A 15631-nucleotide genomic window follows, 5' to 3' on the forward strand; every position below is an offset into this window, starting at 1 on the left:
AATATTGGTAATAAGTACTATGTACCCAAATAAAACAAATCCGACCTTTGGCATTTTCGTTAAAAATCAGGTGGAAGAACTAATAAAACGAGGATTTCAAGTGGATGTTGCTGCAATAAAAGATCCACGAATGGGCACACTATTTGTAGTGAAAAAATATTTCTTATGGATGATCCATATCATCCTCATTTTGCTTACTAAGGGAAAAAAATATGATATTGTCCATGCTCATTACGTATTTCCAAGTGGATGGCTGGCTTTACTGTTCAAAAAACGCTTTCGCACCCGGGTCATTGCAACAGCACATGGCGGCGATTTGGACAAGATGGCAAAAAAAGGACCATTCTTTTTCAAACGGACAAAGCAGATTTTACATGAAGCAGACCATGTTATCGCTGTTGGAGAGGAACTTAAGCATGACATGGTGACAATGTTCGGAGTTGGGAAAAAGAAAATAACGGTTCTTAATATGGGTGTTAACAGGAAGATTTTCGTTCCAATGGATCGAGCGGATGCCAGGAATGCTATTAACATCTCTCAAAATTCAATAATAATCCTGTTTGTCGGCAATATCATCAAAGCCAAAGGAATAACCGAACTCGTTGCAGCATACAGCGGTTTAAAAGAAAATCACCCTAATATAGAGCTTCATTTAATCGGCCCTCAAAAAGAGCCAGCCTTCGTACAGGAACTTAAAAGTAAATATAACGACTTCAACATCCATCCACCAATGAACCAGAAAGAGGTTGCCAAATGGATGGCAGCTGCCGATGTTTTTGTTATTCCATCACATATCGAAGGCTTTGGTCTTGTAGCATTGGAGGCCATGTCCTGCCACACGTCAGTAGTTGGGAGTAATGTTGGTGGATTACATTATTTACTAAGTGACGGAGCGGGAGTATTAATAGAACCAAAAAACAAAAAATCACTAAGCAAAGGAATCGAATCGGTAATTAATAATGATTCACTAAGCAACGAGCTAATTATAAATGGGGAAGTAAAAGCTCAGAGGTATGACCAGGAAAGACTAATCGGTCAACTTATTAAACTATATCACCGTGGATAGGAGCGAATTGAAGTTGGACCAAAAGAAACTACTGCTTATTTCGTCTGTAGGCGGTCATTTAACACAACTGCTGCAGCTTGAACCCCTATTTAAAAATTATCAATACCACATCGTTACAGAAAAGTGTGCAATCACCAAAGAGTTAAAGGACAAATATCCGGTATCTCTGCTTGTTTATGGTGCAAGAAATTACATGCTGCGTTACATATTTAAGTTCTCGTACAATTTGTTAAGGGCATTCGGGATATTTATATACCGCAGACCTGACGTAGTTATTACAACAGGAGCACACACGGCGGTGCCCATGTGCTACATTGCAAAGCTGTTTCGAAAAAAAGTAATATTTATTGAAAGCTTTGCCAAGACCACCAGCCCAACATTATCAGGGAGAATGGTTTACCCGATTGCCGATTTGTTCATTGTTCAATGGGAATCAATGAAAAGAATTTATCCAAAATCCGTAAACGGGGGGTCCATCTATTGATTTTAGTTGTGTTAGGTACCCATGAACTGCCATTTCACCGATTACTGAATGAAGTGGAACGATTGAAAAGTGATAATATTATTAAAGAAGATATTGTTGTCCAGCATGGTCATACAAAATATAAAAGTGACAACATGATTCTTAAGCAATTTGTCAGCTACAATGAAATGGAACTTTTGTATGAGCAGGCAAGATTGATTATTACCCATGCAGGTACAGGTTCAATAATTATGGGAATAAATAAAGGAAAGAGGGTAATTGCATGTCCACGGTTAAAAAAATACCGGGAGCATAATGATGATCATCAGCTACAGATTGTTTCCGCAATGAGGAACCAGGGCCACATTTTAAGTTGGGAAGATGGTACGCCGCTTGAGGATGTTATGAACCAGGCAGAAACCTTTCAGCCCAAACCTTTTCATTCTGGCAGGGAACAGATATATCAAATAATAGAAAACTTTATTAAGGAAGTATAGGCCCCTTGCAAAAGAGCAAGGGGTTAATTGTATAATGTCTTGATTAAACGTTCACTTGATTTTCCATCAGAATACTGATTCCACTCCTCGGCAAAATCTCTAACTGTGGCCATATTAAATTCACCTGTTTGCAGAACATGGATCAAGTCTTCCGTATGTTTCACCACAGGTCCTGGAACAAGCTTATCATAATCCTTCCATAAGCCTTTCACTTGGGCGTACTCTTCCAAATCATATGCATAAAACACCATTGGTTTATTCAGTAATGAAAATTCAAAAGGAATTGACGAATAATCCGTAACTAAAATATCAGTAATGACGAGTATATGATTTATATGAAAATGATTGGATACATCAAAGACAAATCCTGGGTAGTTATTTTCCATTTCAGTTTTTACTTTAGGATGAAGACTTAAAAACAATACATATTCTTCACTAAGTACCTCATGCATTATTTCAATGTCCAACTGAGATGCAGATTGATGCTCACGATAAGTTGGAGCGTATAGGATGACTTTCTTGTTGTTGATGACAGGAAAAGCATTTCTTAGTGTTTGTTCAGCTTCTTTTTTCGCTGCCGAATCAAAAAAGAAATCTGTCCGTGGTATTCCAGTTCTAAGAATACGACTAGTCGGCAGATCAAAAGCAACAGAGAAGATAGCAGCCATTTTATCTGAACCGACAATAACTAAATCAAATCGATCGTAAACGTTTTTAAATCGTTTACATGCATTAGAGTGACGGTTTTCAATTGAATTATCCTTCAGGCCAAACTGCTTTATTGCTCCAGATGCATGCCATAACTGAATGCACTGGGTATTGGACCTAAATTTTGTCACAGAAAGAAACCCATAATAATTATCAATAAAAACTTTTTTAGAAGTAGCCAAATGATAAATGGATCGAACCCAATCAAGAAAGTGTGGGAATCCAAACTTCAAAGTTTTTCGTCTTGGTCCACTTCCGAAATCCATGCTGCATTGATTGGCTTTGAGTATTACAATACTGTCATCCGTTTGTTTTTCCTGTTCATCAATAGTATATAAAATATTTGTTCCAAATGAAGCGACGAATGTGGTTTTTGTCTTTTGAGGTAATAATTTGAACAGGTTAAAAAGCATTCGAAATACCAAAAGGTATAAAGCAATGATAATTTCTCTAACCATTTTTATTTAAATCTGTCTTAATTTTTGTTGTTGATATTCCAATGGTTCGGGGTAAATAAATAACTTCGCAATGTTCTTTTAAATAGTCAAAGTGACCCTTCCAGTCATCGCCCATTACAAAAACATCAACATCATACCTGATCACATCATCCAATTTTTGCTCCCATGTGTCTTCAGGAATCACTTCATTTACATAGCGGACGGCTTCCAGGATGGCTTTGCGCTGTTCGAAAGTATAATACGCTTTTTTACCTTTTAAATCATTAAACTCATCAGATGAAATACCAACAATTAGATAGTCGCCGTATTCCTTGGCACGACGCAATAAATTTATATGACCAGTATGAAGGATATCGAATGTCCCGTATGTGATTACTTTTTTCATAATAAAACCTCCATTTCAAAAAGGTTTATATTATATAATAGTATGCATTATATATATAAAGTTAATCAAAAATTAAATGCGATACAAACTAAAAAACCCAGAGACTACAGTATAACTGTTCTCCAGGCCTTTAGACTTGATCGACAACTTCCTTATATTGTTCTTCTTCAGTATAGATTGCTTTAATCAACTTTTTACTTGAAAGTCCTTTTGAGTATTGGTTCCACTGTTCTGCAAATGAACGAATACGAATCATGTCAAAATTGTTGGTTCTAATTACATCAATTAAGTCGTCCGTTGTTCTGACAACAGGACCAGGGACAAGATGTTCATAATCTTCCCAAAAACCTCTTGTTTTTGCATACTTGTCCAAATCATAGGAAAAGAATACCATAGGTCTCTCCAATAATGAAAATTCAAATGGAATAGACGAGTAATCAGAAATTAGTATATCTGAAACTACCAATAAATGATTTATATCATGATAATTAGAAACATTGATAACAAAATCAGGATACCTGTTCTGGTATGCTTCCTCTATTGCCGGGTGAAGACGTAGGAACAACACATATTCATCCTTGAACTCACGGTACATCTTATCAATATTCAGTTCAATGTCAGTCTTCTTTAATTCGTTATCACGATAGGTTGGTGCATATAAAATAACTTTCTTTCCAATAATAATAGGAAAGTCTTGTGTCAAAGATTGTTCTGCTTTGTTTTTAGCTTCTTCATCAAAAAAGAAATCACTTCTTGGTATTCCGGTTCGCAATATTTGCTCATTTGAAATACCAAAGCTTTCTTTAAAAATAGTTGCCATACGTTCAGAACCAATGACAACATGATCAAACCGGCTATACACTTTTTGGAATCGTTTATATGCCCGGTGGTATCTCTTTTGAATAGAAGGGTCCTTTAGGGCAAACTTTTTAATCGCCCCAGCAGCATGCCACAACTGAATACATTGTACATTAGGTTTGAAATCGGTCACAGCTAAAAAGCCATAATAATTATCAACTATAACTTTTTGAGTGGTTGCCAGGTGATAAATGGACTGAATCCAGTCTATTATATTAACAGTCTCAAAGTTTAATATTGTCCTGTTCGATGATTCTTCAAAGCTGACCTTGCAATGGGAGGTCTTAAGAATAACAACCTGATAATCAGACTGTTTTTCAAGTTCTTTTACTGTGTACAAAATATTATCCCCAAATGAAGCAACGAATGTTGTTTTCTTCTTCTGGGGAAATAGTTTAAAAATATAAAAGAACACACGAAAAAAGGTAAGGTACACTGAGATTATCAGTTCTCTAGCCATTATTCGTTTTATTCAAATCCGTTTTGATTTTAGTGGTTGATATCCCAACTGTTCTTGGCAAATAAACAACTTCACAATATTCTTTAAGGAAGTCAAATTTACCAGTCCAGTCGTCTCCCATTACAAACACATCTATATCATGTTTTTGAACATCTTCAACTTTTTGTTCCCATGTGTACTCAGGAATTACTTCATCAACATAACGAATCGCTTCAAGAATTGCTTTACGTTGCTCAAAGCTGTAGTAAGCTTCTTTTCCTTTAAGTGCATTAAATTCATCTGCTGAAATAGCAACAACCAGGTAATCGCCCAGTTCTTTTGCGCGGCGCAATATATTAATATGACCAGTATGAAGTAAATCAAAAGTTCCGTATGTGATTACTTTCTTCATCTAAGTTACCTCCATCTGATGATGTGATATTTTTATAATACTATATTGATTTTACATTAGCTTTACAAATACTTCTCAGTTTCTTAATAATCACTGACATAAATTATACTATGAAACTGCAAAAATATAAAGCTACAATTTTTGCTAATTAAAAAACACCAAACGCTAGATAACTAGCATTTGGTGTTGGAAAAAATAAAGATTACTTAAGGTTATTTAATTTCTTGAATATAACTTCCGTCTTTCCCATCACTAACCCAAGCTTTCTTTCCGTTGTAATAGACTTGGTACCATTCGTTATTTGTAACATAGTTGTTATTGTTGTCTATAACAGCTTTCATGAAAATGTTACTTACTTGCCCCAAGGTATTACCACCTGGAGTTTCACGGACATTTAAGTTAGTAGCTGTGATCTGAAGTAAATTTTGTATCTCTACATAGTCACCGTGAACCCAACCGGTATTATCATCATACCTAACTTTATTCCAAGCACCATTAGTACTAATTACTTCAATTGTAGATCCGTTTGGTATACTACCAATGATAGAACCATCTGGTTTTTTTCTAAGGTTAAGATTATCGTTTCCAGTATCAGTAAGACCAAATACGCCACTTGGATAACCCTTGTCGAGTTCTGGCTTAACCACATTCATTGTTTTGCTCACACTGTTACTAGTTACTTGAGCCTGTACTTTAGATGAATTCAACTTATTTATATAATCACCATGAGCCCATCCAAATTTACCATTATATTTAACATTGTACCATTCACCATCAGTACCAATTATTTTGACTGTGGAACCGTCTGGTATTTTGCCAATAATAGTACCATTAGGGCTATTTCTTAAGTTCAGATTTTCATTTCCAGAGTCTGTAACACCAAATGTACCACTCGAATCTGGTTGACTACTAAATTGGGGTACATCATAAACTAGTGTGTAATTATTTATTAAATCGTAAATTTCACTTATTCTACTGGTTTGTGCAACCGCCCAGGCAACGTGTGTGGCATATTGGTGCGTCCCGGGATTAGCTGGATTCCAACGCATTTTATACAACGTATCTTGCCCTTTTTGTATATAATAAGTTGAAACTCCACTGGCTCCACCTAATATAGCTGCTGATGGAGTAAACCAACCCTTCTCGAAAGCGTATTTTGCTCCGCATTCAAGTGGACATTCATCACGTGCACCATAGCCATACATATTATAAACAGTATGAACAGCATTTTTTGGGTTTACTACATTTCCACTTCCATCAACTGGTACTCCTGCAGCCAATGTAGATGTCCCATTAGCTGTTTCATGTAGGGTGTGGGCAATTAAGTAAGCTTCATTAATATTATATCTTCTTCCAGCATCAATAAACGCTTGTCCTGTTCCCTCTAGTGAACCTTTACCTTTAAGTATATTCCTATTAATCTCTTTCGCATTTAACCCAGCAGATTGGGAGAGATCCAGAAATTGAAAATAAGCATCTGTATTTTCGGTAAAATTAGACGGATTAGCATAATACTCTACTTGTTCGCGAGTAGCTGGTATAGTCCCCGCACCATTAGCCTTAGGTGTTTTAGTCATTTGGATATCTACCATTGTCTCAAATGTATAGTTGTACTTTGTAACGTTTGTTACATCACCAATTGTTACATCAGCCCGATTAATATAAATGGTTTTACGAATACCATCTACGTACACAAAACCTTGATACCAATTTGGTGAGAATGTATCAAAATATAGTATACTGCCTTCACTGTAATCTTTCACAACGCGTGAGTTTCTGGAAGCCCTGGAATAAACGTTAGTAGGATTTGCTATTGCGCGACCTTTCAAAGCTTCTTGTTTATCATAAATACCTTCAACATGGTTATTGTGAATGTAACCGGTTCTACGCTTTCCGTTCACATAAACAAGTGCTTCATACCAATTACTAGTAAAGGTCTTATAATAAAGGATTGAGCCTTGACTATAACTTTTTAGTTTGCCAGAATGTGTAGAAGCCCTTGAATAGACAGCTGTTGGACTTTTTAACCCAATTCCTTTTAAAACCTTTTGATTATCAACGATTTCTTCCACATGTGACTTATGAATATATCCGGTAGTAGGATTGCCATCCACATAAACAAGTGCTTCATACCAGCTGTTTGTAAAGGTTTTGTAATAAAGCACAGAACCTTGACCATAGGTTTTAAGTTTACTAGAATTGGTTGAAGCTTTTGAATAGACAGCTGTTGGACTTTTCAATCCGATTCCTTTTAAAACCTTCTGGTCATTTATTATATTATCCACATGTGATTTGTTAATATATCCTGTTTTTCTGTCTCCATTCACATAAACTATAGCTTCATACCAACCACTTGTATAAGTTTTATAGTAAAGAATTGAGCCTTGATCATAGGATTTTAGTTTACCTGAATTTGTAGTTGCTTCAGAGTATACGGATGTAGGATTTTTATTTCCGACTCCCTTTATAACCTTTTGATTTTTAACAGAATTTTCTACATCGGACTTGTGAATATATCCGTTCTGACTTTTTCCATTCACATAAACTATAGCACGATACCAATTGGATGAATGAGGCATGTATAATAGTATAGATCCTTTTCTATAGGATTTTATAACATCTGACCTTGAAGTATTACTATAAACATTTGTAGGATCCTTTAATGCCACACCCTCATAAACAGTAGCTGCCTGAACTGTATTGTTATTCATTGGAAAGGCTACTAAGGATAAGACTAAGCCTAAAAGACAACTAATTAGTAAAAACTTTCTTAGGTGATATTTTTCCAATTTAATGTTGTTCCTCCTTTCAATAATTTTTAACTTGTTATCAACAGATCGTTAGATTCTCCTAACAAACTACTGAATGTTTATATTATCGCAGGAAATAACAAAAATGTTAAGAGAATGTTGTAAAATAAAATATATTTTATAATATATCGTTCTTTTTTCATGGTTATTGTAGAAATTTGTAGTAAATTATCAAAAAAACTTTTTAATATATAACTAGTTTGGTAATATTACAATGTAATTATTTTAATTTAAGGAGTTTTATATGATAAGCAATAATCAGTCCTTTAACAATAAATCAATTTTTTAATTCAATTATTTATTTTGCTTATTTTAAATACGATGATTCGGACACAATTTGATGTCTTGAATGACATCGGAAATATAAGTATAAATCTCACCTTGATTTTTATGTTTGTTTTTTTAGTTAAAAGTTTTTTAGAGGGAAGTAATTTTGATTTTCAGTTGCTGAATGTTTACATTGCAGTTTTCTTGCTTATCTTAATTTATAGTATCAGTTTTATAATTAGTGATAATGCTGATAGTCTATATTTTACAAAATTAATATTATTATTCTTATTTATTTTAGGATCTATGAAAATCCAATGGAAACCTGGACATATTAAAGCTATAGCCTATTTATTGGGAATCGTGTTATTATTTTTATTCATTCATTGGGTAAAAATGGACTTTCCTAGTTACAAATTTAAAAGTATATTTAGAAACCCTAATTATCTCGCAGTATTTTTATTTTGTATGCTTTATTTTAAAATTATTGCGATTAAGTATGGAAGCAATCTGGAACGCTTATATTTTTCCTTTTTAATTCTATTAAACCTAGTGTTGATATATAATACGAGTAGTAGATCCGTTGTGGTGGCTATAGGGGTAATTCTTATAACGTGGATAATTTTAAGGCAATTCACCCGTATTTATCCATATTTACTTCATATTATAGTTACACTAAATATTATATTTATAATTTTGTATGTTAGGTTAAAGGACACTAGTATTGGAATATTCCTCGATAATATAAGCCGTACGTTATTTAATAAGTCATTTTTTTCTGGTAGAAGTGATTTATGGGAAGGGGTATTGCAAGCGGGTGTTGAAAAACCGGTTATGGGCTACGGAGTAGGCATTAATGCCAGTGACGTTACTGAAATTAAATTAACTGCGCATAATCAATATTTACAAACATTCTTGGAAGTTGGATTAATTGGCTTTGCTGTCTTTGTATTTTTGTTATTTTGTATTTGGAAACTATTAATTAGAAGGTTAGATAATTTCACGGCTAAATGGTCAGCTTGTTTCTTTTTAGGGATATTAGTCTATGAAAACTTTGAATTAACACTGTTTCAAAATAATTACTCAATAGCATTTTTTCAGTGGCTGATTATAACTATAGGTATTACTTTCAGTTATAAAACTGAACAAAATAATACAGACGGTGTTTCTCGCTAAGAGATACCGTCTGTATTTAGTTTAGATTATGGATTAGACTCTTTTATTTATGATTGCATCAAAAATTCTCTTATTATTATTGTTATCAGTATAGGAAAAAACAAGATTCTTTCGTTTTTTTACTGCAGGTGCTTCTGTAAAATCATTGGTAATATACTTTTCAATAGAATCAATAAGCATTTCTTTATCATTACATATGTCACCGAGAAATGTTTCATTAATAGGCCTCAGAATTCCATTTTTAAAGAATCGATCAAAATCAAAATGATAAAAGAGGACTGGTTTCCTCATATAGTTAAAATCGAAAGAAACTGAGGAATAATCAGTTATTAGTAAATTATTATTAATTAGTAGGTCTTGGACATTTGATTGACCGAATTTGATGATACTAGTATGGTCTGATTTAAGTTCTTGAAAATATTGAATATATGGTTGCATTCGATAGTGCACATAGAAGTCCAGTTTTATATTGTTTTCCTCTAATATAGCGGATAGTCGTTCATCTACCAATAATTCTCTATATCTATTGAAATATTCAGAGTCAAGGAATTCGTTTTCTTTTATCCAATCTCTCCAAGTAGGAATTATTATAATTGACCTTTCAGTCTGATGACTTTTCTTTAACTGATCGAAACGGGATAGACCTGTAATTTTCACTTCATCTAGGTTATAGCCCATTTGTTTAGTTACAAGTTCAAATTCAGGGGTTGAGCTGACACAAAATAAATTAAAAGGGTATTGGTAATGTTTCTTATAATAGTCGACTTTTTTCCGTCCAAGTACACCGTGTTGTAAAAACACTCGTGAATTTTCCTGATAGTTAAACCAATCAATGCCTCTTGTTGGCAAAATGTATTCCAAATCATGGGATCCTATGAAAGTTTTTGCAATAGCAGCAATTCTAAAGTGTTTCATTGAGCCGAATGTAATCACATTTCCCAGGCCGCTTAGATTTTTCATATCTGGGGAATTTTCTTTTACAACATAATATATATCTTTTTCAGGAAAATTTTCTCTACAATATTTAAAAAAATGAAATCCTGTATCCTGTGCTGTATCTGGTCTTTCTCCAATCAACCATACATCTTTATTAGCGTTAATTTTTCTATCATAAGTTTGTCCATATTTAAGGTATAACATTTTACTTAAAGAGTAAGCATAAGTTTCCAGTTTAAAGTTCCCTCCTGGAGTGTAAAGTAAAAAACTCCGCATGCTTTTTTTATTATACATTAATGAGTTAGTATCAAGTGGGTCATCGACTAAATAACTATATTCTTTACAACCTAAACCTCTCTCTTTAATTTGATCCCCATATATAAGTTGGATATAAAAATCAAAGACTTCCATTTGAGTGCCCTGGAGAGAGAAAATCTCTTTTAGAGGAATACTAATATCAAAACCGGAATACCTGTAATCGTCTTCAATTAAATCAGGAATCTCTATATTATCAATAGCAAACTTAATTTCCTTTCCAGAATTTCTCTTTTTTACTATAATATTACGCTGCAAGCTTTTTGGAGTATTAAAATTAACAAGATTATAGTAGGCAAACCCCTTAAAGTTAACGTTCTTGTCGTTGATTGAATAAGAAAGAACATTTCTATTTATTTTTAAACCAGTTAGTGAAATGGAAAGGTTGTTATTAATAGTTTGATAAAAATAAGTTTGAAAAAGTTCTGGACCATTTAATTCGATGCAAGTATTTTTTTCTAAATTTACTGAGTCATTCACCTTTATACGAAGTAAATAGTTACTGTTATTAATTGGAACCTGTATAAATAGATCCCACCTAGTACCTGTTAGCTTTTTTGGAATGATATCATTATAATCCAAGTTAATAGTAATATAAAAAATATTATTGGGTGACTTAGTATATGAAAATGGTGTTGTGAGTTCCTTATCGGAATTTCTCTGTTTAATAATTAACCTTGCATCCGACAACCTTTTACTATCAATAAACTCACTTTCAACAAGGCCAGCTGTTAAGTTGGCTGTATGGTCATCGCTAAGACCACTTTTGAGGTTAGAGATTTTTACAGTTGGTGTATATATTTTTGAAGAGAGTGAACCCTTTTCAGTAATATAGCATTTTACCCCAAAAGTTAAATTGTTATTATTGAATAGTAATGAACGAGTCCAATCAAAAATATTTCCATCATCAATTTTCAGCCGGTATTTTTTGTCATTATTATACAACAGAAAATAGTCCCATGTGCCCTTAGAAAATTCACTACTATTGAAATTGATAGTAGATTCCCAGTAATTTGAACTAATCCAGTTTAAAGGGAATGTATATGTCACTTCAGTTTTCCTTTTTTTAATAAGTAGTAGTATTGTATCATTGTTGGAAATTTCCGATCTTATTATTCCTCGTATTGTTAAGGTATCGTTTTTTTGTACATCGATGAAGTTAATGGTATACGGCGAAGCTATTTTTTTCGTCACATTATTGCCTCCTTTGAACAAGCTTCAATGAATCATTTTGTGTAGATTAACTATATCAAACAGTCTAAAGTTCGTCACTTTATTAAAAAGAGCATCTAATTAAATAGATGCTCAAATTTAATAATCCAACTTTAATAAATGGCTTTACTGTTTAAATTTATATGCCCGATAACTAATGAGGTCCTCATCATGTGGATAAAAGGTAAATAAAGCTTCGCCTGTAGAGAAGTTCAGTTCTGTAAAGTGGGCTTCGTTATTATCACCGCTTCCCCAGCCAATTAAAATAGTGTCTTTAGCCTCGTTAATCATTTGAACTGATCCACGCGTTTTAGAAAACTCTCCAGTTTCATATTCCTCGTAATTTTCTACTTCCTTATTTTCTTCATCCAATTTAATCTTTACAATAGAAGTTTCCGCCTCTTTATCGCGTAAAGGATCATCTTCATCAACTATTGGGTATGGTGCTGCGGGCAAAATATTACCATTGTTGAAGAATAATATTGTACCATCACTCAGAAATGATAATTTATGCTGGCGGCTGAACAATTGCTCCTCAGTTAATCCAAATTGATCACCTTTACCACCGAGAGTCCACATTATCTCTCCGGTTTCACGATTAAGTTTAACTATAGAGCTTAAGTTCCGAAAAGAGACTATAAGATTACCATCATCTGGATCTATTGCTAATGAGTTGTAATGCATGTAATCTGCATACCTGGAATGTGTATTAGTAAAATCATTATGCTCAGTACTTAATCCATATAATTTTTGATGCTCTGTGCTTTTCCATTCCCAGACAACCTCATTATCTTTAATTTCCTGTAAATATGTTGCTATAACTCTTGTTCCAAATTGGTTTTGTTTAATGTCAGAAGGGATATTATTAACTTCTTCAGGATAATAAGAACTAATAATATAATGGCCAAGCTCAATAAATACAAATTCGTGACTTTCTAAAGGATTTGTTGAAACAAGATTGGTAGATTTAATTGATTCCACTTCATCGACGACATTATAATCGGCATCCATTACTACTGCTTTTGTAGGATGGTAGCCAATTCCGGGAACTTTTTCGTGGCCATTGTTTCTTACAAGGTAACTATAATATATTTCGCCTTCATCTGTTTTATTTAATTTGAAGTCAAATGAAAAGGCTGTACCTACATTTTTATAATAAACTATTTGACCATTTGTACTTAGTTTTACAATGTAGTCACCGTAAGAAAAATAGTAGAAACCATCTGAAGCTCCATTATTCTCATATTCATAGTCAGACAAAAAGTCCGGAAGAGTTTTTATCTGGTAATCCGTACCATCCACTGTAAGAGTAATATAGTTGTCTTCACTAATAGAATTAAGTTCTAATTCGTATTTATCCTTACCAGTTACGTCATGACCATTTATTTGAACGTTATGATCTGATAACGTCCTAAGGTCAATAACATTACTTGCCTCAGTTGTTAATGATTTAATTTCATATTCCTTCTCTGAATTCTCTAAGTCTATTTCAGGCAGAGGAATCCAATTGTAATCCTTAGGAAACGAGTTCTCTCCACTGTTATTCGTATCCTGCTGATTATTTGTTTTGTCGGTTGTGACTGACTGAGCCTGTTGAGAACCTGAATCGGTGACATAATACGTAACAGCGGCTACTAATAACGTGTAAAGTATTATGCCAATAACAGCAATTATTCGTTTATTGACTTTCATAAATTTCGCTCCTTATTAGTTTGATTAAATAAGTAAAAATCTTACCAATCTGATTTTTTAATTATTGTCAAAAGAGATTCCGAAGTTACAAGGTTATTATAGCATTTCTTTTATATCGGGTATATAGGATTATTAAGGTATTTATTAGGTATTGAAGCAATTATGACCATATTTAAATTGGAAGTGCAACTTCAGCTAAAGAAAAAACTTAAGCCGAAATAGAATAAAGCAATAGTTCACTTGACTGACGAAGATTTTTAGTGAACTATTGCTTGGGATAAAGGTGTTTTGTTGGATTACATATTCCTATTTAATATTTATGCCAAGGTTATCAGCAATTGTCGTATAAAAGTCTATATTTTTCCTTTTATACTTAACAATGTTCCTTGAATTCATTTTAATAGGTACTTTTTTGTAATGATCGTATTTTATAAATATAGCATAGCTAAAATCAGACAGATTTTCTAATTGGTGGTATGGTATATCGACTTCAAATAAATTTTCTTCTAAGTGGTTAATTGAAAATTCAATTTGGATCAAATCGTTATTCCTTTTTCTCGCCACTAGGTTTTCAACTTTATTTAAATTGTCTCCATACATTCTAAAATTTATAGTTAATTTATCATCCTTTTTAACAGAAGTTTGATGGACTGCTAAAGTGTTGATTCTGGCCAAACTGTACTTATCATCAAAAGGCAAGCGATAATAAGGCAAGTTATCCTTGATACAATAATCTTTGATTGGTTCATATCTGTTCCAATTAATTAGCTTAACAATATCCTCGTATCTTTCTTCAAGGAATAAATCCACTAGCACTTTATGCCATTCTTCCCAGAAAATGTCCTTAATATTATATTTTAATTTATCTGTTGTAGCTAACACTTCTTTAAATTTCTTATAATACTTTTCCTTTTCCTGGGATTTTAAGAAGTGCCCTCTGTCAAACAAACGTGTAATACAATCGAACTCATATAATCGATTTAACATCATTTTTTCTATTTTCACAGGTAAATCTTTGTCGATAACATAATTTATCAATGAAATGTTAGTGTCTGTTTTTTCAAATATTGACGTAGTGGTAGTGAAACTTGCATTATCTTTAAAACGATTTATATAATAAATAACATCTTTACTGGTTGATATAAAATCACAATTTATTAAAACGTCAAAAAAGAATTGTTTGTCCTCAGCAAATTTCATGTCAGGAAATTTGATGTTTTTATTCCTAAGAAAATCAGTTTTTACCATTCTTCCTGTTGGTGACATGTGATAGAATAATCGATCAATTTCAATTGGGTTAACTGATTCTCTGTCCGCCCAATTATTATATTCTCCTACAATGGATTGTCCTTTATCTGTTAATTTTATTGATTTTCCAATTGCATAATTATTATTGGATTTTTCTAAAAGGTCATACAGCACTTTAATTCCATTCTCATGTAACCAGTCATCGGAATCCAAGAACATAATGTATTTTCCTTTTGCTAAATCAATCCCTAGATTTCGGGGCTTTGAAGGAGATCCAGTATTTTTTTTCAAAAATACTGGTATAATATTGTTATGCTTTTTAGAGTATTTTAGAGAAAGGGTACGCGAGTTGTCTTCAGATTTATCATCTATTAATAATAATTCTATATTTTCAAATCCAATTGTTTGTTTAATAATTGAGTCAACTGTCTTAGACATTGTTTTTTCTGCATTATAAACAGGGATTATAACAGTCACTATAAAGCTTGTATTTTTACTTTTATTGTGAATGTAATATCCGTTTTTGTTATATTTAACTTTATTGGCAAATTTTTTTTCGCTCATTATAGTGGAGTTTAAACGATTGATTAATGAATTCATAAATTATCCTCCTTGTTACTAAAAGTCTTCTTTTAGTATAAGTCTGATATATAATAAAATCAATTTTAAAATTGATAATATTAACTAAT

At 32.8% G+C, this 15631-nt stretch carries 12 protein-coding genes; 4 read left to right on the top strand and 8 right to left on the bottom strand.

The window, feature by feature from the left end:
* The first annotated feature begins 4 nt into the window (after positions 1-4).
* Genes G6R02_RS02155 through pssE form a run of 3 tightly spaced genes read left to right on the top strand, consistent with a single transcriptional unit; the run spans position 5 to position 2026 of the window.
* Positions 5-1066: a glycosyltransferase gene (locus G6R02_RS02155; RefSeq protein ID WP_246202493.1), complete on the top strand. Its 1062-nt coding sequence runs from the start codon at positions 5-7 to the stop codon at positions 1064-1066.
* 13 nt (positions 1067-1079) lie between these two features.
* Positions 1080-1550 (top strand): PssD/Cps14F family polysaccharide biosynthesis glycosyltransferase, encoded by a 471-nt coding sequence (pssD, locus tag G6R02_RS02160; RefSeq protein ID WP_246202494.1) that lies wholly within the window; start codon positions 1080-1082, stop codon positions 1548-1550.
* Entirely contained in the window at positions 1547-2026 is a 480-nt protein-coding gene (gene pssE, locus G6R02_RS02165; protein WP_164667629.1) for a PssE/Cps14G family polysaccharide biosynthesis glycosyltransferase, read from the top strand. Before pssD ends, pssE begins: the two co-directional genes overlap by 4 nt.
* Before the next feature lie 23 nt (positions 2027-2049).
* Here the strand turns inward: pssE and G6R02_RS02170 are convergent, their stop codons facing one another.
* From G6R02_RS02170 to G6R02_RS02190, 5 genes are all read right to left on the bottom strand, one after another.
* Positions 2050-3192, bottom strand: a complete 1143-nt coding sequence (locus G6R02_RS02170; RefSeq protein WP_164667630.1) for a CDP-glycerol glycerophosphotransferase family protein — start codon at positions 3190-3192, stop codon at positions 2050-2052.
* Positions 3185-3577: a glycerol-3-phosphate cytidylyltransferase gene (gene tagD / locus G6R02_RS02175; RefSeq protein WP_164667631.1), complete on the bottom strand. Its 393-nt coding sequence runs from the start codon at positions 3575-3577 to the stop codon at positions 3185-3187. Before tagD (G6R02_RS02175) ends, G6R02_RS02170 begins: the two co-directional genes overlap by 8 nt.
* A 130-nt stretch (positions 3578-3707) precedes the next feature.
* Positions 3708-4775 carry a CDP-glycerol glycerophosphotransferase family protein gene (locus tag G6R02_RS02180; RefSeq protein ID WP_246202495.1) on the bottom strand — a complete coding sequence of 356 codons (1068 nt, stop codon included), beginning with the start codon at positions 4773-4775 and terminating at the stop codon, positions 3708-3710.
* A 112-nt stretch (positions 4776-4887) separates the two neighbouring features.
* Positions 4888-5286: a glycerol-3-phosphate cytidylyltransferase gene (gene tagD, locus G6R02_RS02185; RefSeq protein WP_164667633.1), complete on the bottom strand. Its 399-nt coding sequence runs from the start codon at positions 5284-5286 to the stop codon at positions 4888-4890.
* Between the two features lie 212 nt (positions 5287-5498).
* The gene (locus tag G6R02_RS02190) at positions 5499-8075 is read right to left on the bottom strand and encodes an SH3 domain-containing protein (RefSeq protein WP_164667634.1); all 2577 of its coding nucleotides are present in this window, start codon (positions 8073-8075) and stop codon (positions 5499-5501) included.
* A gap of 366 nt (positions 8076-8441) precedes the next feature.
* On the opposite strand from G6R02_RS02190, the gene G6R02_RS02195 reads away from it, so the two are divergent.
* Positions 8442-9539, top strand: coding sequence for an O-antigen ligase family protein (locus G6R02_RS02195; protein ID WP_164667635.1), 1098 nt, complete (start codon positions 8442-8444; stop codon positions 9537-9539).
* A gap of 33 nt (positions 9540-9572) precedes the next feature.
* Here the strand turns inward: G6R02_RS02195 and G6R02_RS02200 are convergent, their stop codons facing one another.
* The 3 genes from G6R02_RS02200 to G6R02_RS02210 all read right to left on the bottom strand — a co-directional run bounded on the left by G6R02_RS02200 (position 9573) and on the right by G6R02_RS02210 (position 15542).
* On the bottom strand, positions 9573-11984 hold the full coding sequence (locus tag G6R02_RS02200; protein WP_164667636.1) for a CDP-glycerol glycerophosphotransferase family protein: 2412 nt from the start codon (positions 11982-11984) through the stop codon (positions 9573-9575).
* A gap of 144 nt (positions 11985-12128) precedes the next feature.
* On the bottom strand, positions 12129-13694 hold the full coding sequence (locus G6R02_RS02205) for an arylsulfotransferase family protein (protein ID WP_164667637.1): 1566 nt from the start codon (positions 13692-13694) through the stop codon (positions 12129-12131).
* A 306-nt stretch (positions 13695-14000) separates the two neighbouring features.
* Positions 14001-15542, bottom strand: a complete 1542-nt coding sequence (locus G6R02_RS02210; RefSeq protein ID WP_164667638.1) for a glycosyltransferase family 2 protein — start codon at positions 15540-15542, stop codon at positions 14001-14003.
* Positions 15543-15631: the final 89 nt, after the last annotated feature.

It is taken from the genome of Virgibacillus doumboii (assembly GCF_902806455.1).
Lineage (GTDB): Bacteria > Bacillota > Bacilli > Bacillales > Amphibacillaceae > Lentibacillus > Lentibacillus doumboii.

Excerpts from the sequence above, each read along its gene's own strand:
- G6R02_RS02170 (WP_164667630.1), bottom strand. The coding sequence starts at position 3,192 with ATGGTTAGAGAAATTATCATTGCTTTATACCTTTTGGTATTTCGAATG.
- tagD (WP_164667631.1), bottom strand. The coding sequence starts at position 3,577 with ATGAAAAAAGTAATCACATACGGGACATTCGATATCCTTCATACTGGT.
- tagD (WP_164667633.1), bottom strand. The coding sequence starts at position 5,286 with ATGAAGAAAGTAATCACATACGGAACTTTTGATTTACTTCATACTGGT.
- G6R02_RS02205 (WP_164667637.1), bottom strand. The coding sequence starts at position 13,694 with ATGAAAGTCAATAAACGAATAATTGCTGTTATTGGCATAATACTTTAC.
- G6R02_RS02210 (WP_164667638.1), bottom strand. The coding sequence starts at position 15,542 with ATGAATTCATTAATCAATCGTTTAAACTCCACTATAATGAGCGAAAAA.